This is a genomic window from Collinsella aerofaciens (assembly GCF_015557435.1).
Lineage (GTDB): Bacteria > Actinomycetota > Coriobacteriia > Coriobacteriales > Coriobacteriaceae > Collinsella > Collinsella aerofaciens_Z.
The window spans coordinates 12,840-34,048 of record NZ_JADNOH010000101.1; the positions used below are offsets into that span (position 1 = coordinate 12,840).

Sequence of the window (21,209 nt, forward strand, 5' to 3'; positions counted from 1 at the left end):
CATGGAGGCGGTGGTTCCTGCCGACATCGTCATTAAGACGACGGCGCTGTTTACGGCCGAGGAGCTTGAGCCCCATGCGGGATGCGTCGCGGTTCGCGGCAACGAGATCGTCGCCGTGGGCGCACCCGACAAGGTGCAGCCGTTTGTCGGTCCCGATACCGAGGTGATCGATGCGGGCAACAAGCTGGTCATGCCCGGATTCAACGATTCGCACATGCACTTTGCGCTCGGCTCCATCCAGAAAGACGAGGACTTCTGCTGCGATTTGATGTTCTTGCCGAGCGAGCAGGCCTGCGTCGATGCCGTGGCGAAGTTTGCCGCCGAGCACCCCGACAACCCGTGGATCTACGGCCAGGGCTGGTATTCGCCCGCATGGGAGGATCCGACTGATCCCGACTGCCGTAGCCTCGATGCACTCGACATCGATCGCCCGATTGTGCTTTCGGACTTTTCGATGCACGTGGTTTGGTGCAATACCGCCGCGCTCAAAGCGGTCGGCATCGACCGTAACACCCCGACGCCCGAGGGCGGCCTCATCCGCCACTTTGACAACGGCGAGCCCAACGGTTTTCTGTCCGAGCCCCAGGCGACGAACATTCTGCTCGATGTGGTGCTCAACAAGCCGGACCTCGATGCTTCGCTGCTCAAGTCGATGCGCAAGTTTAACAGGCTCGGCATCACTTCGATCGGCGACATGCATCCCCTGGGCGTGACTACGCCCGGCGTGTACGACATTTACGACCGACTGGCAAACGAGGACCTCAGCACGCTGCGCATTAGCTATTACTCTGCGCTCGATGCTCCCATGGCGGAGTCGCAGGCTCTGAGGGCGCGCCATCATGGCGAGCGCGTGCGCATGGCGGGCCTTAAGTACATCCTGGACGGCTGCCCCGAGGCCTATACGGCATACATGCACGAGCCGTATCTCAACGCCCCCATGGGCAAGGGCTTCCGCGGCGAGCCGGCGTGCAACCAAGAGACGCTCGACCGCATGGTGCTCGAGGCCGATAAGAGCGGCTTTGACGTTCGCATCCATGCCATTGGCGATGCCTCGGCCACGATGATCATCGATGCCGTCGAGCGCGCCGAGGAGGCGTGCGGCGACAAGGGGACGCGTTTTGCCATCGAGCACACCGACAACCTGCAGTTTGAGGACATTGCGCGTATGAAGCGCCTGGGCATCAACGCCGCGATTCAGCCGCAGCATCCCATTGGAGGCCTTGGGCAGGGCGTGTACGAGGGCTCGCTCGGCGAAGAGCGCATGAGCCACATGTGGCGCTATAGGGAAGAGGCCGATGGCGGAATCCACTTAGGGCTTGGTACTGACTGGCCTGCGGTGATGTCAATCGATCCTATCGATACCGTGTATGCTGCGGTGACGCGTAGCGAGTTTGACGGGCACCCGGCGGAGGGATACTTCCGCGAGAATGCCCTGACGCTCGGCGAGACGCTGCAAGCGCACACGCTCGGCTCAGCATATGTCGAGGGCTTTGAGCGCCGTTTGGGCAGCCTTGCCGCCGGCAAGCTTGCCGATATCGTCATCCTGTCGGGCAATCCGTTTGAAATGAACCCGATGGCGCTTCGCGATCTCGAAGTCGAGACGACGATCTTTAACGGACGCGTCGTCTATCGCAAGGATGAAGCATAGATAGGGTGATGAACGTGAGCAAAGGGACGGTCGAAAAATATGCCCTGCTGTTTGTGGTGTGCGGCATCGTGTTTGCTGCGAACTACGCGCAGTATCAGGTGTCGGGATTGACACATCTGGTTGTGTCGGACCTGCATCTGACCTCGGCCGAGTTTTCAGCCGTCCTGTTTGCCCCGTTTGTTCCTGCCGTTGTATTCGGCATGCCTGTCGGCGTTTGCGCCGATCGATATGGCGTGAAGGCGCTCGTATTCATCGCGTCGGCGATTTCTGCAATTGCAGCGGCTGCTCGCGCGGAGTGCGCATCGTTTGCGACGCTGTTCACGGCGACCATGCTTCTGGGTGCGGCACCATGCGTCGTGAATGCCATCGTTCTAAAAGTGCTTGGTTCCGCTTTTGGCGGAGAAACCGATAGGGCCATGGGATGGTTCTACGCTGCGGGGTCGGGCGGAATCGCCTGCTCGCTTGCAACCTCTCCTCTCTTTGCAACGCCCGGACGAGCATATGCCCTTGCCGCGGTTTTGTTTGCCGTGTTTGGATTGCTGTGGCTGCTGGTTGCGCCGTCGGCAGATGTTCTGCAGGCTGCAGATGGCTTTGGCGTTCAGGGCGCGGAGCCTGCTGCATCGTCGGCAAGTGCGTTTGCGGCGGTAATCAAGATGCCGATAGTTTGGCTCGTGGCGATACTGCTTGGAGTTGCCCTTGCATCGGCTACGGCGTACTCGGGTTATCTTGTTTCAGCGCTTGAGGCTTCAACTGAACCCAAGGCTGCTGGACTTCTCGCCTCTTTCGTGACGCTTGGATCGATTGTCGGCAGCGTGGCTGGACCCTATGTGCGGGCGCAATTTGGCGATTATCGCGTGTTTATGGCCATCTCCGCAATGGCGGGAAGTGCCCTTATGTGGGCAGGAGAGGCTTTTGTCTCCCATCCTTCTGTGGGGCTGATGTTTGCGATCGGCGTTTCGAGCTCCGTCGCTGGTCCGGTCGTTCAGTCGCTGCCCTACATGCTGCCCGAGGTGCGCGAGGGACTTGCGGGAAGCGCCGGCGGCGTGGTGAGCACCGTTTCACTGGGACTTACGTTTTTGATTCCCGTGGCCCTCTCCTTCTGCATTGGCGAGAGCTACGAAACGCTGCTTTTTGGGTGCGCTGTTCTGTTTGGCGCGACGGCGCTGGTGTCGCCATTCCTGCCGTCTCCCGATTCACTTATGTAATATTCGCTTCCGCCCTTTGGGCCTGGCCGACAAGGGCAAAAGGAGTTGGTCTACTTGACACTAAAAAAGAGTACCGCTGTGACCATTCTCAACGGCATCGTTAATCCTCTATTCATGTGTTCATTTCTGCCGATTGTTGAGGGAAAGCCTGGCTTAGATTTTCAGGGACTTACTGGTTTCTGGGGGCAGCTTATTCTGGCCATCGGTATTGCACAGTTCGTGGGTTTTTTGCCGCTCTTTGGCAAAGCAATTGAGACGTGCGTTGAGTTTTTTGGTTTTGATCGGAACACTCCGGGCGCACGGATTTGCGGAACCGTTGTGGGCGCTACTCTGCTCTTCTGCATTATCGGGCTATTTGAAGTCGCGTTTCAGTCAGGCGTTGGCGTTATCGACGGTGTGCCGTTTTTCTCGCGCTGGGTTCGCCTCGTGGTGGGCGGATGGGCCTTTGTCGTTGTGGGCGGCTTGCTGTTTGATCCTTTTGTCGCGGCCATTGCCGCTAAAGTTACGGGCGAATAGCGCCAAGACCGGTCGCGTGGCGAAAGCCTGATCGACTGGCAGCCAAGGTCGGCCGGGGGATTGGTCGGCCTCATTTTGCCCGTGCTACCATAAACGGACATTCGTTTGATGGGGGCTGCCGTTGTCACGCGTCTTGCAACATATGGAAATCCCGCTGCTGCTGGCGGTTCCTGCGGTGATGGCTGCGGCGTTGCTGGCGGGCGTTGAGCAGGCAGCGTTGGCCATGCTGGTTGTGGTGGCGCTGGTGCTTGCGCTGTTCTTTGCGGGTTACGAGGCTTCGCGCCCGGGCCTGCGCCAGATTATGCCCACGCTGGTGTTGGCGGCGTTGGCCGCGGCGGGGCGCATCTTGTTCGGTCCCATTCCCGACTTTAAACCCGTGAGTGCCATCGCCATTATCGCGGGGGCGACGCTTGGCCGCCGCAATGGTTTTATGGTTGGCGCGCTGGCGGCGCTGACCAGCAATTTCTTTTTTGGACAGGGCATGTGGACGCCGTGGCAGATGTATGCCTGGGGGCTCGTGGGATACGTTGGCGGTGCGCTGGCGTATGCCGGCGCTTTTGATCGCGCCGATGGCACCGTGCGTATGCCGGCGCTGCTGACCTACGGCTTTGCTTCGGGTTTGCTGTACGGCGTTGTGATCAACGCCTACGACATTATCGGTTTTGTTCAACCGCTCACGTGGGCGGGTGCCATGGCGCGTCTTGCCACCGCCGTACCGTTCGATATCACGCACGGCCTTGCGACCTGCGTGTTTTTGGTCGCCCTGTACAAGCCTTGGTGTCACCGCATCAACCGAGTCGTCGTGAAGTACGGACTGTAGGGCTGGTTGCGCCGGGGCGGGAATCAATACTGCCGAAGTGCCATTTTAAAACTATGCCGGTTTACGGGGCCAGATTGGCACAAGCAGACCATGCCGGCTATTTTTGAAATAGAGCAAGCCGTTTACCTGCGGTTTTATTATTTCGGAATTGCGTATGGTTGGGGGTTCGCGATTCAGCCCCGTAAACCGGCATAGTTTTAAAATAGCCGGCTGATACGACGGGCATCGTGGCCCTCGGAGAGCCAAATTGATCCGTTTTCTTTCGCCTCCAGACGTTCCCAGGGAATCAGCTGAACCCGCCCGCCACGAAATCGGTCTATCTACTACGTTTGGCCCGACACCCCCAACTACAACCGTGTTTTATGAAAAACCGTAGGCTTTCTACCTGCGGTTTTCTTTTTGCGTTGTTCACTGTGGTTGAGGGTAGTGGCTTAAACGTAGTAGATGGGCCAGTTTCGTGGCAAGCGAGCTGCGTGGATGATCTCGCGAAGTGAAAATGATTCCTTTTCCTCCGTCCCCAGGAGATCAGTTGGGGCTAGAGCTCTAGCGTGAGGGTGACGGGGCAGTGGTCGCTGCCAAAGATGTCGCCGCGGATGCCCGTGTCGCGCACGTTGCCGGCGATTGCGTCGCTTACCAGGAAGTAGTCGATGCGCCAACCGGCGTTGTTCTTGCGGGCATTAAAGCGGTAGCTCCACCAGCTGTAGACGCCCTCGACGTCCGGATTTGCCGCGCGCCAGGTATCGGTAAACCCGGCGTTGAGCAGCTCGGTGAACTTGCCGCGCTCCTCGTCCGAAAAGCCGGCGTTGCCGCGGTTGGACTTGGGGTTCTTAAGGTCGATCTCCTCATGCGCCACGTTAAAGTCGCCGCAAGTTACGACGGGCTTGCCGGTCTCGCGTTCAAGCGCGCTCAAAAAGCCGCGATAGGCATCGTCCCAAGCCATGCGCACGTCGATGCGGGCGAGTTCGTTTTGCGCGTTGGGAGTGTAGACATCCACAAACCAGAACTTGTCGAACTCCAGCGCGCAGACGCGGCCCTCGGTTACGGCTTGGGTGACGAGTGCGGCCGCCTCGCCCTCGCCGGCGTAGGGTAACAGCGCGTCGGCGTGCAGCACGCGCAGCGGTTTCTGGCGGCTAAAGACCGCAGTGCCCGAATAGCCTTTACGCTCGGCGTAGCTCCAGGTTTGGTGATAGCCGGGCAGGTCAATATCGACCTGGCCTTCTTGCAACTTGGTCTCTTGCAGCGCCAGGATATCGACGTCGAGTTCTTGCGCGATCTGGATAAAGCTCGGGTCCTTTTTGAGCACGGCGCGCAGGCCGTTGACGTTCCACGAGGCGAAAGTGTAAGTCTGAGGCATGGTGTCCTTTCGACGGGGTTGGCAGGCTTAAGATTAGCGCAACAGGGGCGGGGTGGGCTCCGCGCATGCTGACTTAAAGGTCGCATGCTGGGATATCGCCCGACGCCGCCCGATCAACAAGGACGGAGGACTCATATGACGCAGGCAATATCGGACCCCAGGCAGGCGTCCGCCGCGCTGGCGGATCTGTTTGACACCCACAAGCGCGTGGTCTTCTTTGGCGGCGCTGGTGTTTCCACGGCGAGCGGCATCCCCGATTTCCGCAGCGTGGACGGCCTGTATCACCAGCAGTTTGCCTATCCGCCCGAGACCATGCTGTCGCATAGCTTTTACGAGGCGCATCCGGCCGAGTTCTTCGACTTCTACCGCACCAAGATGATCGCGCTTAACGCTAAGCCCAACCGCTGTCACACCAAGCTGGCCGAGCTGGAGCGCGCCGGCAAGCTTGATGCCGTGGTGACGCAAAACATCGACGGCTTGCATCAGATGGCGGGCTCGCAGCGCGTGTTCGAGCTGCACGGATCGGTCCATCGCAACATTTGCCAGTCGTGCGGCGCGGTCTATAGCGCCGAGTGGATTTGCTCGCGCGAGCATGAGGACGCCGCGGGCGTGCCCGTGTGCCCTGCGTGCGGTGGTCGCATCAAGCCCGATGTGGTGCTCTACGAAGAGCCGCTCGACGAGCATGTGTTGACCGGTGCCGTTGCCGCCATCGCCGCGGCCGATGCCCTCATTGTGGGTGGGACCTCGCTCGTGGTGTATCCGGCGGCGGGCCTTACGCGTTACTTTACCGGCGATACGCTGGCCATTTGCAATTTGGCGCCTACCGATCAGGATGCAAATGCCGACCTGCTGATTTCTTGCGACATCGCGGCCGCGTTTGCGTTCTAGCCCGCGTGCGCGGATACAATAGAAAGACTGATTGCAAAGCGACCACGCCGCCAGCGCCCGAGCGCGGCGGCGTGGGCATTTTAGGAGGATGTTCATGGCGAACGACAGCAAGACATGGCGGTGCGGAAAGTACGAGCTCAGCTTTGACCGTCCGCGCATCATGGGCGTCCTCAACGTGACGCCCGATTCGTTTAGCGACGGCGGGGAGCACTTCGACCCGGATGCCGCCATCGAGTACGGCCTGGCGATGCTCGACGCCGGCGCCGACATCATCGACGTGGGCGGCGAGTCCACGCGCCCCGGATTTACCCCGGTCAATCCCGATGAGGAGGCTCGCCGCGTGCTGCCCGTGGTGCGCGCGCTGGCCAAAGAGGGCGCCATCGTCTCGATCGACACGCGCCACGTGGCGGTTGCTAAGGCGGCCGTGCGCTGCGGCGCCTCGATCGTCAACGACGTGACCGGCTTCACCGACCCCAAGATGGTCGAGTTTGTTAAGACGAGCACCTGCGGAGTCATTGTGATGCATGCCGGCGAGGTCGCCGTGCCCACCCGCACGCACGCAACGGTGCAGCTCGATACCTCGGCAGCGGCGTTTGTTGCCGAGAAGGCGCGCGAGGCGGCTGCCGAGGCCGCGCGTGAGGCCGAGAAGCCGGCTCGTCGCCGTCGCGGCAAGTTGCTGGGCGAGCCTAAGCCGGAGGCCAAGCTTCCGGGCGGCGTGGTGCAGCCCTCGTTGCCGTTTGGCGATCCGGAGCCCGCGACCGAGCCTGCAAGCGAGCAGGAGACGCCGGCCGCCGAGCAGGCTGCTGCCGCCGAGACCGTCGCGCCCGCGCCCGAGGCCACCGAGGCCGCATCGGAGCCCAATGACCGCCTGGCCGCCATGATGCGCCGCAGCGCCCGCCGCGAGGAAGCCTACGTGCCCACCTCGCAGCTCCGCCGCTTCACCCTGCCCGATTCGGCGCCCATCATGCGCCGCGTCATGGGCTTTCTGTCCGACCAGGCCCGCGCGCTCATCCACGCCGGCGTGTCGCGCGACCGCATCTGCATTGATCCCGGTCCGGGCTTTGGCAAGACGGCCAACGAGGACATCGTCATCCAGCGCGAGACTGCCAAGATGGCGTCACTGGGTTATCCGCTCATGTGCGCCGTATCGCGCAAGCGCTTTGTGGGCGCTGTCTCGGGCGTGACCGAGTCCGCCGCGCGCGATGCCGCCACGTTTGGCGTGTGCCTGGGCGCTATCCAGGCCGGTGCCAACATCGTGCGCGTGCACGACGTCACTGGCTTTGCGCAGTTCCTGAACGGCTACTGGGCTGTCGCAAAGCCGCAGCCGCGCCGTGCGTTTGTGGCCGTGGGCTCCAACCTGGGGCATCGTTGCGACAACATCCGCGCCGCACGCGACATGATTGCCGAGATTCCGCTTACCTGCGTGTCCAACTGCTCGCGCATCTACGAGAGCGAGCCGGCCTACGAGACGCGCCAGGATGCGTTTGCCAACGCCGTCATTGAGATTAAGACCGAGCTGGCGCCGTTGGTGCTGCTCGACGAGCTTATGAAGATCGAGGCCGAGCTGGGGCGCGACCGCTCCAAGAAGGCCAAGGTCAACGGCCCGCGCACCATCGACCTGGACCTGCTGTGGATGGACGGCGAGACCCACGGCGGCAAAAAGCTGCGCCTGCCGCATCCGCTCATTGGCGAGCGCGACTTTGTGCTGGTGCCGCTCGAGGACCTGATGCACGACCCGGCGCGGTTCTTCCGCTACAACGGCGTCGAGGTCAAGGAGCCCGGGGACCGCGTGGGCCATATCGTGGGCGAATTGGGGCGTATGTAGATGATTGAGATGAATGCTGTGGCCGTTGGCACCGAGCTTGACGCCGCGCGCGACGCGGGTCGCGAGGGTGCGTCCGCGGGCTGGTGCGCGTGGAGCGTGGGCGAGGCGTCGCTGACGTTTTCGCTGGTCGTGCGCCCCGATGTGAATATGCACGCCTTCCACGGCCTGCCGTTTGTGGCCGCGATGGGCATGATGGACGCGCTCGTGGGCACGGCTTCGACGCCGGGGTTGGGCCTTGCCGGTAAAGTGGGTATCCAGTGGCCGAGCGATATCGTGTGCGGTGCGCCTGCGTTTGAGACGTCGCTCGCGCGCGTCGCCGTCAACGGCGGTGCCGGTGCCGCGGGCATGTTCGGTGCCGTGACGGTGGATATTGAGCGCTCGGCGCTGAGCGAGCTCGGTGTGGATGTGGCCGACGAAGCGCTGGTCGAGGCGCTGTCCGCCGCCGTGCTGACCCGCGTGGACGCCTGGGCGGTTGTTGCCAACACGCCGCAGGGCGCTGCCGGTCCGCTGGCTCCCGTGCTGGGCGAGTATTTCGATATGGTGCCGCTGCTGGGCCGCCAAGTTGCGGCGGTGTCGCCCAACGGCCTGCCGCTCGCGGTCGGTGTGTTCGCGGGTCTGGACATCTGGGGCCGCGCGACCATCAAGACCGATGCCGGCGAGCAGGAGTTTCCACCCGAGGCCGTACGGATTCGCGGACTGTAACGCGAGGCGCCCGCGCTCAAAGATAACGATGACAACGAAGCCCTCTTCGGCCTGTGCCGGGGAGGGTTTCGCCTATCTGGTGAATGGGTTGCCAGCGCCCTATTCCTCAAAATTGAAAATTTTTCAGTTTTGAGGAATAGGCTTGGCGAACGTTTGCGGGGCTGTGACATCGGGCGTGCTCGACTTATGTCCCTGTTTTACCCCCAGCTTCTGCATGCGGCGGTAGATTTCGCAGATGCCCTTGATGGTGAGCTGCCCGTCGACTATGTCGAAGGCGTCGGTCGAATCGGCGACGATGCTGGCGAGGCCGCCCGTGGCGATAACGGTGGCGTCCTCGCGGCCCAGCTCGCGCTTCATGCGCGCGACCAGGCCCTCGGCCATGGCGGCAGCGCCCACCACGGCGCCGACCTTGATGCACTCTTCGGTGTCGCGACCGATGGCGTGCTCGGGCGCCTCGAGCGGCACGCTGGCGAGCTTGGCGGCACGGGCGGCAAGCGCGTCCATGGAGATGCGGATGCCCGGCGCAATCGCCCCGCCAATGTAATAACCGTCCTCATCGATGACGTCGATATTGGTCGCGGTGCCAAAGTCCACCACGATCGCCGGCGCGCCGTAGAAAGTCTCGGCCGCAACGGCGTTGGCGACGCGGTCGGCGCCCACGGCCTGGGGGCGCGCCGCGCGCAGCTTGGTCACGGCGGCCGTCTGCGGCCCGATGACGATGGCGTCTGCGGCAATGCGGTCGGCCACGGCGTGCCACTCGCGCGAGAGCTGCGGCACCACGCCCGCAAAGGCGATCGCGTCAACCGTATCGAGCGAGAGGCCGTACATCTTAAAGAAACCCATCAGGCGCACGTGGATCTCGTCGGCGGTATAGGAGCGGTCGGTGGGCATACGCCACGACTGCACCAGCTCGTCTCCGTCAAACAGGCCCATGGCCGTCTGCGTATTTCCCATATCGATAGCGAGCAGCATGTCTACTCCCGGTGTTGGCATAAAAGGACGCGCACCATTGTATACGTGCCGTCGACGGCGCTCGGCTGCAATTCGTTTACGGTGATAGGGGCTGAGGGGTTTAAATATGAAGGAATTATGCTCTACGAGATTTTCCTTGCCGTTTACCGAACTCCCGCGTAATATTCTTTCTTGCGCACATGAGGCGCCCAGACATTGCGGGGTGGAGCAGTCTGGTAGCTCGCCGGGCTCATAACCCGGAGGTCGTAGGTTCAAATCCTGCCCCCGCGACCAAGACTTTTAGCAGCTCAGAGGCATTGTTCCTCTGGGCTGTTTTCTTTTTTGCCTTTCAATCTTGGTCGAATTTTGGTCGAAATCAATTTTAAACAGCTTATTTTAGACAGGGCGCCTGCCTGAACCAGCTAGCACAGAAACTGGGGAGTAGGGATTACAGGCTGTAGGATGCCGACAGACAAGCACTATGCTGCCTCAAATCTGCATTGAGCTTGGCCGGGGCCGTCTCTTTGCCTCAAAGCAGGCGGTGAACTCAGGTAATCGAACCTCTTCGCATTTGTTCTCTAGGAACTGAGCGACACGCTCCTCGCAATTTATGTTGCCGTTATATGCGGAATATCAGAAGAGAGATCGCAGGGCGTAAGTCAGTGCATGAAGGGCTGCCCGTCGTTTTGATAATGACATAATTAAGTGGCAAACTAAAGCGATCGGAGCGACCATGATTCTTGATAGCCTGCGTAACAGCGCGTCTTTTAATGAAACCGACCGAGCTATTGCTACCTATCTGCTCAATCATACCAGCGACCTTAAGACCCTCACTATGGCAAAGCTCGCACAGGAGACTTACACTTCGAACGCGACTATCATCCGCTTTTGCAAGAAACTGGGCCTAAGCGGCTATCGAGAGTTGATCATGCAGCTCATCCAGGAGATAAGCGGAGACTATCTTCTGGCTGCCACCGTTGATCGCAATCGCCCTTTTGACAGCACCGATTCAATTGAGGCCATCGAGGGTAACCTTGCGAATCTCTTGAAGGGCATCATAGATCAAACGAAAATCGAGCTCGATAGCGCCAAATTAAGCATAATCGCCAAGGCGGTTCTTAGCGCCCCACGAATTTACATCTTTGCTAAAGGGGAAAGCTACCTGGCGGGATGCATCTTTCGCAACAATCTTCTTAAGCTCGATCGTCATGTCACCATGGCAGACGACGGAGGCCTGCAGACGCTGCATGTTAAAAACGGCAAGCCCGGCGACCTGTTTTTATTCCTAAGCTACAGCGGCATTCACTATGACTATTCCAAATACGCTGCCACTCTTTCCGAACGCGGAGTCAAGCCGTGTTTAATTACGGCGTTTTCTGATTCGGTGCTCGCCAAGCAATGCGACACTGTCTTGCCCATTCCAAAATCAGAACGCGTGATTGGAAAGGTGGCCAATTACTCTTCTTTGATTTCGCTCACGTATACGCTTCAGGTTATTTATTCGCTTATATTCAATCAGGACTATCAAGAGAACTATCGTGTAAAACGCGAGGCCGATTCGTTCATCTTCACGAGTTTTGCTGAGATCTAGGCATATAAAAGATGGCCCCAAGGCAATTTTGCCTTGGGGCCATCTTTTGCGCTTTTGGTATTTGGGCGGTTCCTTTACTTCAGCTCAGGCCAATAGCCCTTGTTCGCCTCGATCATGTCGTCCAAGACTTCCTTAGCCACGCGTGCTGAGGGAATCGTGCGATTGAGGGTGAAGGCTTCGAGTGCCTTCTGGTAGGAACCTTCGATAACGGCTTCGACCACAAGGCCTTCACAGGCATCCTGCTGTTCGATAAGGCCCTTATAGAAGCGGGGAATCTTCCCGACGCGAATCGGTTCGGCTCCTCGATCAGTGATGTACGCCGGAACCTCGACTGTCGCGTCGTCCGAGAGATTCTCGATTGCACCATTGTTGGGTACAATCACCAGCTGGCGATGGCGCAGGTCTTTTGCCAGAGACTTGACGACATCGACAATGAACCTGCCGTGGACGCCTACATAGAACTGCGTGAGATCTACCTTTTCACCACGCTTAAGCGCCGCAGATGCGTCGAAGATGCGCTTTTCGCGGCCGTTTACGACCTGCATGCCACGCGTGTTATTGATGTCCATGTACTCCACGCAGGCATCGGGCAACAGATAATACTGGTAATAGGTGTTGGGGAGGTAATCCTGGAATAGCGTAGAAATCGTTGCCGCATTCTCGAAGGTGTGGGCCCAATCTGGGTCCTTCACCAAGGCGTCATTGAGGCTTGCTTCGGAAATATAACCGTATTTACGCACGTGCTCTTTGAGCTTATCCGTAACATCGACGCCCTTGCAACGTACGTTGGTAAACCACCCAAAGTGATTGAGGCCAAAGTAGTCGACCTCAATGTCGTTGAGTTCGCACCCTAAAATCTCTGCCATGCGGGCTTCAATCTCCACTGGCATATCACAGATGTCAAGAATGCGAGCGTTAGGACGCAGCTTGTGCATTGCCTTGGCTACGATGGCAGCGGGGTTGGAGTAGTTGACGATCCAGTAGTCCTTGCAGGCATACTCCTCGCAGAAATCGACAAGCTCGCACATGGGGAAGATGGTTCTCATGCCATATGCCATGCCACCTGCCCCGCAGGTCTCTTGACCGACTACGCCATGGCGCAGGCTGATTTGCTCATCCTGGATACGCATCTTGAGCCCGCCCACGCGCATCTGCGCCATAACAAAGTTCGCATCTGTAAACGCCTCTTTGGGGTCGACGGTTACATGCAAGGGGATCTCGGGAGCAAGGTCATCGATAACCGCTTTAACCACCACGGCGACTGTGTCTTGGCGCTCCTCGTCGATGTCATAGAGCCAAAGCTCGCGTATTCCTAATTCATCCTTTTGGTCGATCAGATCTTTGACGATGCCAGCGGTATAGGTGCTGCCGCCGCCGCAGATGACAATCTTGTATCCGTTCATGTTGTTCATGCCTTTCAAATCAAATTGAGCTGCAGACAATCTTGGTCACTATCTGCACGAAGTAGGTAGCGATGTTGATGACCGCCGCCATTCCTGCAATGCTGCCTGCGTCCGCGTGCCTTCCTGAACGCCGGGTCCAAACCGCAGCGAGTAGACCCAGGAGCGGCCAGATAAAACCACATGCGAATGCAGCCATAAGTACGAGAAGACCCCTTGTCGACTTTTCTTTGTACATGTTGAGCAGGCGTTCGAACATGCCTCGGATTGAATGAAACGTTTTGGTCAACATGAGGTCTCCTCGCTTATCGCCTGTCGATTAGGCGATCGTTAATCTTCCAGATTAAGGATGGGACGTAGCAGGTCGTAGACGGAGTGCACGTTGGTTCCCACAACAATCTGGACATTGGTACCGTTCTTAAACAAGCCCTTGTCGATAGCCTTCTTGATGGTCTCTTCGTTGACCTTGTTGGGATCTTTGACTTCGACACGGAGACGAGTCATGCAGCAGCCCATGGTGTTGATATTGTCCTTGCCGCCAAGGCCGTTGATGATGTTCTGCACCATCTCCTGCTGTTTTGCGTCGACTTCCGGAGTTCCGGAGGACTCGAGGGCATTGTTGTCTCCGGAGACTTCTGCAGACCACTCTGCGGAACGGCCGGGCGTCATGAGGTTGAGTTTCTTGATCACCATCGCCAGAACGATGAACGAAACGGCGGCAAACACGATGCCCAAGACGATGTAAATCGGGAACTTGGTGACGCCCATTGGCAAAGGCAGGCCGAGCGTGAGCAGCTCGATGCCACCGTACATGTTAAGCAAGCGGACTCCCAGGACAAACAGGAGCATCTCGCCCAGTCCGTAGAACAGGCTGTAGGCAACCCAGAGAATCGGAGACGCGAACAGGATCATGAAGTCGAGCGGCTCAGTGATGCCGGAGAGCATGGCGGTGATGTAAATGGGCACCAGCATGGCTGCGACAGCTTTTCGATTCTCCGGACGGGAAGTCGCAATCATTGCGAGCACGGTGCCGAGGGTTACGAATTCCTTGCCAAAGCCGAACATGGCAAAGCGGACAGAGGGGTCGACTGTGGTGAGGGATCCGTCAGCGATATGGGGAAGCTCGGCATAGAAGATGTTTGCTGCGCCGGAAACACTCTGGCCGGCGACGACCGCCGTGCCGCCAATCGCGGAGTAGTCAAACGGCATCCACATAAAGTGGTGCATGCCGAGAGGTACGAGGACGCGGTTCAGGAAGCCGTAAATGAAAACGCCCAGACCACCCGAGGCTGCGATGAATGAAGAAGCGTTGCTGATGGCGTTGGCGATAGGGGGCCACACGATAGTCGCTCCGATGCCGAAGACAATGCTCAGCGGAACCATCGCCAGAAGGGCCAGGCGAGGTCCGCCGTAAATCCGGATATACTCCGATACCTTTATGTCGATCAGTTTGTTATAGAGCCAACCGCAGAAGCATCCGATGAGTACGCCGCCGAAGACGTTGACATCGGTAACTTGAAGACCCAGTACCGTTGCCTGGCCAGTGCCATACAGACCCATCGCGCCGGCTTTTGCCAGCTGATCGGTGAGCGTCAGGTAGGCGTTGTTGACATACAGGAACATGAGGTAACTAATAAGTCCAAACACTGCCGCGTTGGATTTTTGCTTCTTTGCGAAGCCTGCCGTAAGGCCGACTGCGAAAATCACCGGCAGGTTGCCGATCACCGCGGAGTTGGTTGCCGCGGAGAGCAGCGTGCCCAGATCTGCGACAACTCCGCTGCCGAGCGAGCATACCGTGGCGATGGCCAAAATGATGCCCGTTACCGAAAGGTACAAAATAGGGTCGACGATAACGCGGCCAAAGTTCTGGAAGGCCGTTTTGACTTTATCCATCTCTTCCCCTCTCTTAACTAATCTCGGGGACTTGCCCCTTGGGCAGAGGAGGCGCTCACATGCTTGCCGGCGTTGGATGTTGATGTCCGCCTCTGTTTACTGGCTTCATGATAGTTAGCGTGTTCGCAAAACATGCGGGGCGGAACAAACGGTGCTTAAAAACGAGCTTGATAGTCTTTTTCGTTGTTACCATCTTTCCACTTCGGCCAGCGGTATTTATTTTTAGGCAAACGGCTTTGGGTGCGAGCGGCTGGTCGTGTCTTGATTTGCCAGGTCCGTCTCTATTCGCATTAGGCTTGCGTGAAGTTTGGATATTGAGGAGACGTTCCGACTCTTGCCATCCGTGCATCCTGGAGGAAAGGAGGAGGAGCCGAAAAAGCTCTTCCCAACAGAGGACTATGAATACAGGCTGGATCCGTCGTATGAGCCAAAGGACGAAGGAGGAACAGACGCTATGCCTCCAGCAGAGCCCAGGAACAACCGGGTGTTCTCTCTGCTCCAGAAATACAACCGGCATGGTCTTCTGGTTCCAGTTGGCGCCGACCATATGTGGAACGCGGCGATGGAGAGCAAGTTCTGCCGGTTGACGCTCCTCGGCAAGCATTATCGAAGGCTTGCGGACCAGGGCCTACTTTGACATGTTGACTAACGAGGCTTTCAGCGATCATGCTCAAACTTTAGGGCTTGTGGCAAGAGGTCGGATAACGCTCAAGCCGTTTGATGCTCATCGAGGAGCTTTAGCTTCTCGATGAGCATCTTCGTCAGCTCCTCGTCTTGGATGAGGTCTATGCCGAAGCACTTCTTTCCCGCGTCCTTGAGGGATGCGCCGATGTGATACGCGGTCGCACCGTCGAGGATAAGGAAGCGGTCGTGGAACGTTCTGGTGCGGCGGACGGTGAGCTGCGGGTACTGTGCGTTGAACACGTCGACATCGCCTTGCGTGAGCCGGTTGCCGGACGTGTAGACGGTCACCGCGACGCCCTTGCGCTTCTTTGCGAGGATGTTCAGGGTGTGGACATCTACGTAGCCATCCACGAGGGAGATTTCGCGCTCGGCGCGGCCCACGAGATCTGTCAGCAGGCTGAAGGCGTCGAACATCTGCCCGGCGAAGAAGATCCGCTGGGGTTTCTCGACCTCGCCTTCGAGCAGGCGGAACACCTGGTTGAAACGCTCGTTGGTCGATTGCTGAAACGCCGCCTGACTCAACTCGACGCCGCGCAGCCGCTCAAACAGGGTGGCATTTTCGGCGAGGAGGTGGCGCATGGCGACAAACGCCCTCATGATACTGATACTGGTCTGCACCGCCACTTCGCTGCGTAGCACGCCGGACAGCATGGCTATGCCCTGCTCGGTATAGGCATAGGGGAGATAACGTCGCCCGCCGCGGCCCTCCATGGTCTTTGAGGTTCCAATTTGGCACCTCAAAGACTCGTCCTCCTCCTTGGTCAGTTGAAAACGGAAGTCCTCGGGGAATCTGTCGGCGTTGCGTGCGGCGGCGCGGTTGAGATTCTTTGTCTCTACCTCGTATAACCGAGCGAGATCGGTGTCGAGCATGATTTGCTGCCCACGGACGGTATGGATTAGGGGCTCTATGTTTGCGGAATCGGGCAGGGCTATCGACGCGCTCGTTTCGACCGATTCGTCCTCGGCATCAAAATCGCTCATGGTTCCTCGATTCAAAGATGGGGACGCTCCTGCGTCGAAAGCATTTTATCATCCTGGGCTTTGTCGCCTGCCGGTCCAGCGGCGATGACCCCTGACGTTAGGGAGGGAGTGTGCTTCGTCGTGGCGACGTCTGCCCTAAGCCTCCCTCGCCATGACGGTGATCCGGCTCCCGTCGATGGTGATGGGCGCGCCCGCCCCGCGCTGGATCTCCAGGAGATCGGCGGCTTCGCGGTCGTTCCCTCCCATCATGCGCGCGTACACGTCCATCGTCATGCTCGACACCTCGTGGCCGAGCCTCCCCTGCACGCTCTTCGGGTCGATGCCGTTGCCGATCAGGAAGGTGGCCTGCGTATGCCTCAGCTCGTGGAAATCGTAGCCGACGTAGCGCCTCCGCTTGCGGCCGCCCTCCTCCATCCTGCCGAGGCCGTGCTCGATGAAGTAGCCCTTCTGCCACGTCGAGAAGTTGCCGGGGTCGTGGAAGCCGAAGTCGCTGTCCGAGCACACCGGGGTGTCCGGGGTCTGGGAGAGGCCCTGAACCTGCATCCGCCTCGCCTTCGAGCGGGCGGAATATCCGGTCGAAGCGCTCGTCGGTCGAATAGAATGGTCGGTCTATTTCGCACCTTTGTCGCAGTAATGTCGCACCTCTGTCGCAGTAATGTCGCACCTTGGCCGCGGTGGCATCGATGACCCAAGGGGTTACCCCTTTGTCGCTCCCCATGGCTAACTAATGCCGGCGTGCACCGGCGCGGCGTGAATTAGGGAACTCTGCTGTGGGGTTGGGAACCTTTACTGGGGGCTGCCGTTGGCCAAATCCCATCCCGGACATGACGGTCCCGTTTCCGGACATTCGCGGACAATGTCCGGAAACGGGCTAAAAATGTCCGGAAAAGGGATGAAATGTCCGGAATTGCGGGGTTGGCCCACGCCCGGGCTGCCGTGGCGCGGTCCTCGGTATGACGGCGGGGCGATGCCGTCGGCCTGTCCGCTTTTCCACTCGGGCTTCTGGTCTCTAGCCTCTCAAACAAAATCTCGATCTGTAACAGGTGGGCCCGATTTGGGTGGCTAGATGTTACAGATCGAGACAGGCCAGCGCGCCGGTTTCCGTTTATCTAAATCTGTAACACGAGGGACGGATTTTGCCGAGTAGCTGTTACAGATTTAGATCTTCCGGCAGCACGGTTCGGTTTGTCTCGATCTGTAACACCTGGGGTCGTTTTTGGCCGATAGATGTTACAGATTGAGATGTTTTGTTGGGACGGTTTCTGTTGTCTCAATCTGTAACAGGTAGGAACCAAAAGTCGGTCTAGATGTTACAGATCTAGATTGTTGAGGATGGGTTGAGAGAAATGTCTCAATCTGTAACATCTAGGGTCATTTTTGGTCTGTAGGTGTTACAGATCGAGATTTTCCGACGGAACGCTTCCGTTTGTCTTGATCTGTAACAGGTAGACCCCGGTTTTGCTGAGTAACTGTTACGGATTGAGACAAACCGACGGGCCGCCCCGCCCCATCCACCTGCCGCTACCTGCTGTCTGCCGATTTCCGTTGCGCCACTGTGCTCCCATGCCATATCCTCTAAACAACTACGCGGCAACATCGCCGCCGCGCCTACAAGAGAGGAATGTCCATGACCGCACCCGCATCCAAACTGCTCCAGCCCATTACGGTTGGCCCCCTTGAGCTTAAAAACCGCATTATGTTCCCGCCGCTGACCACCGGCTACGAGGAGCGCGACGGTTCCATTGGCGAGCGCAGCCTGGCTTTTTACGAGCGCCTGGCCCGTGGCGGCGTGAGCTACATCGTCATCGGCGACGTTGCTCCTGTTATGACCGCAAGCCCCACGCCCAAGTTAGCGACCGACGCCCAGATCCCCACGTTTAAGGCGCTGGCCGACGCCGTTCACAAGCACGGCGCCAAGGTCGCGCTGCAGCTGTTCCACCCCGAGTACGACGTGCCCGGCGTCGGCCGCATGGTCATGGGTTCCATGGCCGCCGCCAAGGCTGCGCAGGAGGCCAAGGCCGCCGGCGACGAGGAGACCTTTGCCGCCAAGATGGCCGAGTCCAACGAGATCCGCAAGCAGGCCTACGCCAAGCTGCACCACGACATGCAGCACTTTGTGAACGAGGCGAGCGTAGAGCAGCTCACCCAGATCAAGGAGGCCATCGCTGCCTCGGCCGCCCGCGCGCAGCAGGCCGGCATCGACGCCATCGAGGTTCACGGCGACCGTCTGGTGGGTTCGCTGTGCTCGGCCATCCTCAACCAGCGCACCGACGAGTACGGTGGCTCGTTCGAGAACCGCGTTCGCTATGCGCTCGAGGTTGTCGCCGCCATTAGGGAAGCCGCGCCGCAGCTGATGGTGGAGTACAAGCTCCCCGTGATCATGGAGAACCCCGACGGCACGCCGCGCGGCAAGGGCGGCCTGCAGCCCGATGAGGCCTGCGAGTTTGCCAAGCTGCTCGAGGGCGCCGGCATCGACATGATCCAGGTTGCACAGGCCAACCATACCGGCAACATGGGCGACACCATTCCGCCCATGGGCGCCATGCCCTACAACTGGACGCTGCCCGTGGCCGAGCGCGTCAAGGCCCTGGTCTCCGTGCCGGTGGCAACCGTCGGCCGCGTTGTCTCGGTCGAGGCCGGCGAGAAGATCCTGGAAGACGGTTCGGCCGATATCATCGCGTACGGCCGCTCGCTCATGTGCGACCCCGACATTGCGCTGAAGGCCGCCACGGGCGAGCCCATCCGCGAGTGCCTCAACTGCAACAAGGGCTGCGTCGACGCGATTCAAAACCGCAAGTACATCTCGTGCGTGCTCAATGCCGAGAACGGAGACGAGGCGACCATCGCCATTAAGCCGGGCGAGGGCGACAAGAAGATTGCCGTGGTGGGCGGCGGTATTGCCGGCCTGGAGGCCGCGCGCGTGGCGGCCAAGCGCGGCTACGACGTGACCGTCTACGAGGCGAGCGATCATCTGGGCGGTCAGATTGTGCTGGCGGCCGCGCCCCCGCGCAAGGACGAGATCATGCGCTCGGTCGAGTACTACGAGAAGATTCTGCCCGGCCTGGGCGTGAAGGTCGAGCTCAACCATGCCGCTACCACTGAGGGCCTCAACGCCGCCGACGCCGCGATTGTGGCCGTGGGTGCGCACGACGTGGTCATCCCCGTTCCGGGCGCTGACTCGGAGAAGGTCGTCTCGAGCTGGGATGTGCTGGCCGGCAAGGCGGAGCTTACGGGCCGCGTCGCCGTTATCGGCGGCGGCCTGGTGGGCACCGAGACTGCCGAGTACCTGCTGCAGCACGGCTGCGAGGTGGCGATCGTGGAGATGCTCGACAAGATTGCCGCGGGCGAGTCCGAGACCATTCTGCCGCTGATTATGAGCGACTTTGCAGAGCACAACGTGGAGCAGCACGTTAAGACCCGCCTGACCGCCATTACCGACGAGGGCGTGGAGGCCGTGCGCACCACCGAGGATGGCGCCGAGGAGCCGGTGAAGATCGCCTGCGATTACGTGGTGATGGCCGTGGGCTCCAAGGCCAACGCGTTTGACCTGGATGGCGTGACGGTGCCCGTGACCTGCGTGGGCGACTGCTCGGGCGAGCGTACCGCCGATATTGCGAGCGCCATTCGCACGGCGTATCACGCGGCCAACGAGCTGTAGTTGAACATCGCGGCCAGGCGGGGCGGTAGCACGGATCCGCCTCGCCCGGCTGTGTCCCGTCGGGTGTCAACCGGTGCGGGGCCTGCAAGCGCAGCAGGCCCCGCCCTTTTTGTTTTGCTCCGGTGGATGGTAATGCGCGGTAATCATGAGGAGTAAGGACGTCTACTGCCTTGCCGATTACTCAAAATTATTGGGGGAGGGGTTAATAATCATATCCGCTATAGCAAAGGACATAAAGAGGTGTCAATTTTGTTGACAGGCGAATGACGATTGGCTGCGAGTCAGCTACCAGCGTAAATAATCGATAAAGAAATGTCGTAAATTGGTGCCAAATGCCCAGATAACGCCGCGTCTATTTTAATTAACTGCTTTGAGCAAACAGTAAAATGCTACTATCTAACTTGCACGTAAGAAAGCAGATTAACGGTTAAGGCTAAGAAGTGGCAGGTATGTCGGAAGCAACTAGGACTCGCACGCATGCGCCCGAGGTTAGGCAGCGCGCCGTCGAGATCCTCCAAGAGGGGGTCGGTCATCGCGCCCTCGCCGCGGAGCTTGGCATTCCCCAGGCCACGGCTCGTCAGTGGGCCCGCGCGTATGCCGTGGGCGGTGCCGACGCCGTTCTCAACGCCGGTTCGCATCATCACACCTATTCGTACGAAGTTAAGCTCGCCGTGGTCAAGGACCGCTTGGAAAATGGCTTAACGGTTCGCGAGGCCATGATCAAGCACAAGATTCCCAGCGAGTCTTCGGTCAAGGCTTGGTGCCGCCAGTATCGCGAGAGCGGTGAGTCCGCGCTGGTCGATAAGCCGCGCGGTCGCAAGCCGCGCGTTAAAAAGGCGGAATAGCGAACGGGATGGTGCGCCCACAGGGGCGCATTTTTCTTGCCGCGCCAACTTTTTGGACCGTCGTGAGCCTACTGGAACATCCTCCAAAGTGGTTAATAAACCGCGCGCAGTGGCCCGTGCGCCCGCCGCCGCGATAGGGGGAGCGTCGCCTCTCTGCTCCAAAGCGGACAGACTCCTTACCCCGTACGCCTAAAACTCCCCAGTTGACCGAAAACCCGCCGCCGCTACTCCTCAACTGAGCTATAACG

Annotated in this window: 18 protein-coding genes and 1 tRNA gene; 12 read left to right on the plus strand and 7 right to left on the minus strand. The window is 59.3% G+C overall.

Annotated features, from left to right (window positions below; genetic code table 11):
- Position 1: 1 nt before the first annotated feature.
- The 4 genes from I2G43_RS10010 to I2G43_RS10025 all read left to right on the plus strand — a co-directional run bounded on the left by I2G43_RS10010 (position 2) and on the right by I2G43_RS10025 (position 4,189).
- Positions 2-1,648, plus strand: a complete 1,647-nt coding sequence (locus I2G43_RS10010) for an amidohydrolase (RefSeq protein ID WP_195536033.1) — start codon at positions 2-4, stop codon at positions 1,646-1,648.
- 14 nt (positions 1,649-1,662) lie between these two features.
- On the plus strand, positions 1,663-2,853 hold the full coding sequence (locus I2G43_RS10015; RefSeq protein WP_158558638.1) for an MFS transporter: 1,191 nt from the start codon (positions 1,663-1,665) through the stop codon (positions 2,851-2,853).
- Between the two features lie 78 nt (positions 2,854-2,931).
- Positions 2,932-3,369 (plus strand): hypothetical protein, encoded by a 438-nt coding sequence (locus tag I2G43_RS10020; RefSeq protein ID WP_117778675.1) that lies wholly within the window; start codon positions 2,932-2,934, stop codon positions 3,367-3,369.
- Positions 3,370-3,490: 121 nt separating this feature from the next.
- Positions 3,491-4,189, plus strand: coding sequence for a DUF6580 family putative transport protein (locus I2G43_RS10025; protein WP_229071802.1), 699 nt, complete (start codon positions 3,491-3,493; stop codon positions 4,187-4,189).
- Positions 4,190-4,724: 535 nt separating this feature from the next.
- On the opposite strand, the gene I2G43_RS10030 is transcribed toward I2G43_RS10025, so the two are convergent.
- Positions 4,725-5,543 carry an exodeoxyribonuclease III gene (locus tag I2G43_RS10030; RefSeq protein ID WP_195536034.1) on the minus strand — a complete coding sequence of 273 codons (819 nt, stop codon included), beginning with the start codon at positions 5,541-5,543 and terminating at the stop codon, positions 4,725-4,727.
- Positions 5,544-5,678: 135 nt separating this feature from the next.
- On the opposite strand from I2G43_RS10030, the gene I2G43_RS10035 reads away from it, so the two are divergent.
- The 3 genes from I2G43_RS10035 to I2G43_RS10045 all read left to right on the plus strand — a co-directional run bounded on the left by I2G43_RS10035 (position 5,679) and on the right by I2G43_RS10045 (position 8,958).
- Positions 5,679-6,431, plus strand: a complete 753-nt coding sequence (locus I2G43_RS10035) for an NAD-dependent protein deacylase (RefSeq protein ID WP_195536035.1) — start codon at positions 5,679-5,681, stop codon at positions 6,429-6,431.
- Between the two features lie 94 nt (positions 6,432-6,525).
- The gene (gene folP, locus I2G43_RS10040) at positions 6,526-8,256 is read left to right on the plus strand and encodes a dihydropteroate synthase (protein ID WP_195536036.1); all 1,731 of its coding nucleotides are present in this window, start codon (positions 6,526-6,528) and stop codon (positions 8,254-8,256) included.
- On the plus strand, positions 8,257-8,958 hold the full coding sequence (locus I2G43_RS10045; protein WP_195536037.1) for a hypothetical protein: 702 nt from the start codon (positions 8,257-8,259) through the stop codon (positions 8,956-8,958).
- Positions 8,959-9,081: 123 nt separating this feature from the next.
- Here the strand turns inward: I2G43_RS10045 and I2G43_RS10050 are convergent, their stop codons facing one another.
- Positions 9,082-9,930: a type III pantothenate kinase gene (locus tag I2G43_RS10050; RefSeq protein ID WP_195536038.1), complete on the minus strand. Its 849-nt coding sequence runs from the start codon at positions 9,928-9,930 to the stop codon at positions 9,082-9,084.
- 196 nt (positions 9,931-10,126) lie between these two features.
- Between I2G43_RS10050 and I2G43_RS10055 the strand changes: the two genes are divergently transcribed.
- A tRNA-Met gene (locus I2G43_RS10055) sits at positions 10,127-10,203 on the plus strand.
- Positions 10,204-10,642: 439 nt separating this feature from the next.
- On the plus strand, positions 10,643-11,500 hold the full coding sequence (locus I2G43_RS10060; protein ID WP_118080081.1) for a MurR/RpiR family transcriptional regulator: 858 nt from the start codon (positions 10,643-10,645) through the stop codon (positions 11,498-11,500).
- A 74-nt stretch (positions 11,501-11,574) separates the two neighbouring features.
- Here the strand turns inward: I2G43_RS10060 and I2G43_RS10065 are convergent, their stop codons facing one another.
- Genes I2G43_RS10065 through I2G43_RS10075 form a run of 3 tightly spaced genes read right to left on the minus strand, consistent with a single transcriptional unit; the run spans position 11,575 to position 14,793 of the window.
- Positions 11,575-12,903, minus strand: coding sequence for a 6-phospho-alpha-glucosidase (locus tag I2G43_RS10065; RefSeq protein WP_118080083.1), 1,329 nt, complete (start codon positions 12,901-12,903; stop codon positions 11,575-11,577).
- A 19-nt stretch (positions 12,904-12,922) separates the two neighbouring features.
- Positions 12,923-13,192, minus strand: a complete 270-nt coding sequence (locus I2G43_RS10070; RefSeq protein ID WP_055285366.1) for a hypothetical protein — start codon at positions 13,190-13,192, stop codon at positions 12,923-12,925.
- A 38-nt stretch (positions 13,193-13,230) separates the two neighbouring features.
- Positions 13,231-14,793, minus strand: a complete 1,563-nt coding sequence (locus tag I2G43_RS10075; protein ID WP_195536039.1) for a PTS transporter subunit EIIC — start codon at positions 14,791-14,793, stop codon at positions 13,231-13,233.
- A 307-nt stretch (positions 14,794-15,100) separates the two neighbouring features.
- On the opposite strand from I2G43_RS10075, the gene I2G43_RS10080 reads away from it, so the two are divergent.
- Positions 15,101-15,430 carry a hypothetical protein gene (locus tag I2G43_RS10080; protein ID WP_195536040.1) on the plus strand — a complete coding sequence of 110 codons (330 nt, stop codon included), beginning with the start codon at positions 15,101-15,103 and terminating at the stop codon, positions 15,428-15,430.
- Between the two features lie 71 nt (positions 15,431-15,501).
- Here I2G43_RS10080 and I2G43_RS10085 read toward each other — a convergent pair whose 3' ends face one another.
- Positions 15,502-16,458 carry an ORF6N domain-containing protein gene (locus I2G43_RS10085; protein ID WP_118080089.1) on the minus strand — a complete coding sequence of 319 codons (957 nt, stop codon included), beginning with the start codon at positions 16,456-16,458 and terminating at the stop codon, positions 15,502-15,504.
- A 135-nt stretch (positions 16,459-16,593) separates the two neighbouring features.
- A complete protein-coding gene (locus I2G43_RS10090; RefSeq protein WP_118080091.1) occupies positions 16,594-17,001 on the minus strand; it encodes a tyrosine-type recombinase/integrase in 408 nt (135 codons plus the stop codon).
- 1,084 nt (positions 17,002-18,085) lie between these two features.
- On the opposite strand from I2G43_RS10090, the gene bilR reads away from it, so the two are divergent.
- Together bilR and I2G43_RS10100 are read left to right on the plus strand one after the other, a co-directional pair.
- The gene (gene bilR, locus I2G43_RS10095) at positions 18,086-20,116 is read left to right on the plus strand and encodes a bilirubin reductase, long form (protein WP_229071804.1); all 2,031 of its coding nucleotides are present in this window, start codon (positions 18,086-18,088) and stop codon (positions 20,114-20,116) included.
- Between the two features lie 449 nt (positions 20,117-20,565).
- On the plus strand, positions 20,566-20,961 hold the full coding sequence (locus tag I2G43_RS10100) for a helix-turn-helix domain-containing protein (protein WP_089573462.1): 396 nt from the start codon (positions 20,566-20,568) through the stop codon (positions 20,959-20,961).
- The last annotated feature ends 248 nt before the right edge of the window (positions 20,962-21,209 follow it).

Bases quoted from the DNA above. Each gene is read 5' to 3' on its own strand.
- I2G43_RS10010 (WP_195536033.1), top strand. From the start codon at position 2: ATGGAGGCGGTGGTTCCTGCCGACATCGTCATTAAGACGACGGCGCTG.
- I2G43_RS10030 (WP_195536034.1), bottom strand. From the start codon at position 5,543: ATGCCTCAGACTTACACTTTCGCCTCGTGGAACGTCAACGGCCTGCGC.
- I2G43_RS10035 (WP_195536035.1), top strand. From the start codon at position 5,679: ATGACGCAGGCAATATCGGACCCCAGGCAGGCGTCCGCCGCGCTGGCG.
- folP (WP_195536036.1), top strand. From the start codon at position 6,526: ATGGCGAACGACAGCAAGACATGGCGGTGCGGAAAGTACGAGCTCAGC.
- I2G43_RS10045 (WP_195536037.1), top strand. From the start codon at position 8,257: ATGATTGAGATGAATGCTGTGGCCGTTGGCACCGAGCTTGACGCCGCG.
- I2G43_RS10050 (WP_195536038.1), bottom strand. From the start codon at position 9,930: ATGCTGCTCGCTATCGATATGGGAAATACGCAGACGGCCATGGGCCTG.
- I2G43_RS10060 (WP_118080081.1), top strand. From the start codon at position 10,643: ATGATTCTTGATAGCCTGCGTAACAGCGCGTCTTTTAATGAAACCGAC.
- I2G43_RS10065 (WP_118080083.1), bottom strand. From the start codon at position 12,903: ATGAACGGATACAAGATTGTCATCTGCGGCGGCGGCAGCACCTATACC.
- I2G43_RS10070 (WP_055285366.1), bottom strand. From the start codon at position 13,192: ATGTTGACCAAAACGTTTCATTCAATCCGAGGCATGTTCGAACGCCTG.
- I2G43_RS10075 (WP_195536039.1), bottom strand. From the start codon at position 14,793: ATGGATAAAGTCAAAACGGCCTTCCAGAACTTTGGCCGCGTTATCGTC.
- I2G43_RS10085 (WP_118080089.1), bottom strand. From the start codon at position 16,458: ATGAGCGATTTTGATGCCGAGGACGAATCGGTCGAAACGAGCGCGTCG.
- I2G43_RS10090 (WP_118080091.1), bottom strand. From the start codon at position 17,001: ATGCAGGTTCAGGGCCTCTCCCAGACCCCGGACACCCCGGTGTGCTCG.
- bilR (WP_229071804.1), top strand. From the start codon at position 18,086: ATGACCGCACCCGCATCCAAACTGCTCCAGCCCATTACGGTTGGCCCC.
- I2G43_RS10100 (WP_089573462.1), top strand. From the start codon at position 20,566: ATGTCGGAAGCAACTAGGACTCGCACGCATGCGCCCGAGGTTAGGCAG.